This window comes from Pseudomonas sp. P5_B2 (genome assembly GCF_056400445.1).
Genome location: NZ_JBFULH010001117.1, coordinates 1 through 981, shown reverse-complemented (window position 1 = coordinate 981; position 981 = coordinate 1). Strand labels below are relative to the sequence as shown.

2 protein-coding genes are annotated in these 981 nt (G+C 60.1%); both read left to right on the top strand.

Features of this window, described 5'->3' with window-relative positions; all coding sequences use genetic code 11:
• Positions 1–58 precede the first annotated feature (58 nt).
• Positions 59–430: a bacteriocin gene (locus AC1DRJ_RS29590; protein ID WP_477805247.1), complete on the top strand. Its 372-nt coding sequence runs from the start codon at positions 59–61 to the stop codon at positions 428–430.
• 113 nt (positions 431–543) lie between these two features.
• On the top strand, positions 544–981 hold a 438-nt coding region (locus AC1DRJ_RS29585), incomplete at its 3' end, for a glycine zipper domain-containing protein (protein ID WP_477805246.1).

Below are 981 nucleotides of genomic sequence, written 5' to 3'. Positions count from 1 at the left end.
GCGTTACAGCATTCAATCCCCGGCTTTCTTTTTTCCCCCTATTTTTGAGGTTTTCGTCATGCGTTTAACACTGCCTGCTCTGGTTCTTGGGCTTCTGGTTGCTCAAGGTGCGATGGCTGCCAGTGATGGCACCGCCGCGATCGGGGGTGGTCTTGGTGGCGCGCTGGGTAACGTAGTCGGCCAGAGCATGGGCGGCAGCACCGGCGCAGCAATTGGTGCTGGCGTGGCGGGCGCAGCCGGCAGCGCCGTTGCGGCGCCTAAAGGCCGTCGTACTCAAGCCGCCATTGGTGGCGGTGTGGGGGCAGCTGGTGGTTCGATGATCGGTCACAGCTTGGGCGGCAAGACCGGCTCCACCATTGGCGCAGGCTTGGGTGGTGCGTTGGGCGGCGGCGTAGGCAGCAACCTGGGCAAAGGTCACAAGCGTCACTGATGYGGATTGATTCGCTTGAGAGCCCGGTTAAAATACCGGGCTTTTTCGTTTATGAACGATTCTTTAAACAAAGGCTCGAAGCTCATATACCCCAGTAGAACAAGAGGCGTCCTATGACACCGGTTAACAACAGCAAAAAGACTAAACGTTTGGCGCTGTCCGCGTTTGTGGTTGGACTGTTGATGGCGCAAGGAGTAATGGCGGCCAACGACGGCACTGCAGCAGTGGGCGGCGGTCTGGGTGGCGCGTTGGGTAACGTCGTCGGCGGACAATTGGGCGGCAGCACGGGCGCAGCCATTGGCGCCGGTGTCGGCGGCGCGGCAGGGAGTGCAGTCGGGGCAAATAAGGGTAGTCGTAATGAAGCGGCAATTGGCGGTGGCTTAGGGGCTGCAGGCGGCTCGATTATTGGCAACAGCCTCGGCGGCTCAACGGGTTCGACCATTGGTGCCGGCCTTGGCGGTGCAGCGGGTGGTGGCGTCGGCAACAACCTGGGTAACGACGACAATGATCATGACAGTTCCCATTCCGGCAATGGTCACAAACACAAGCAC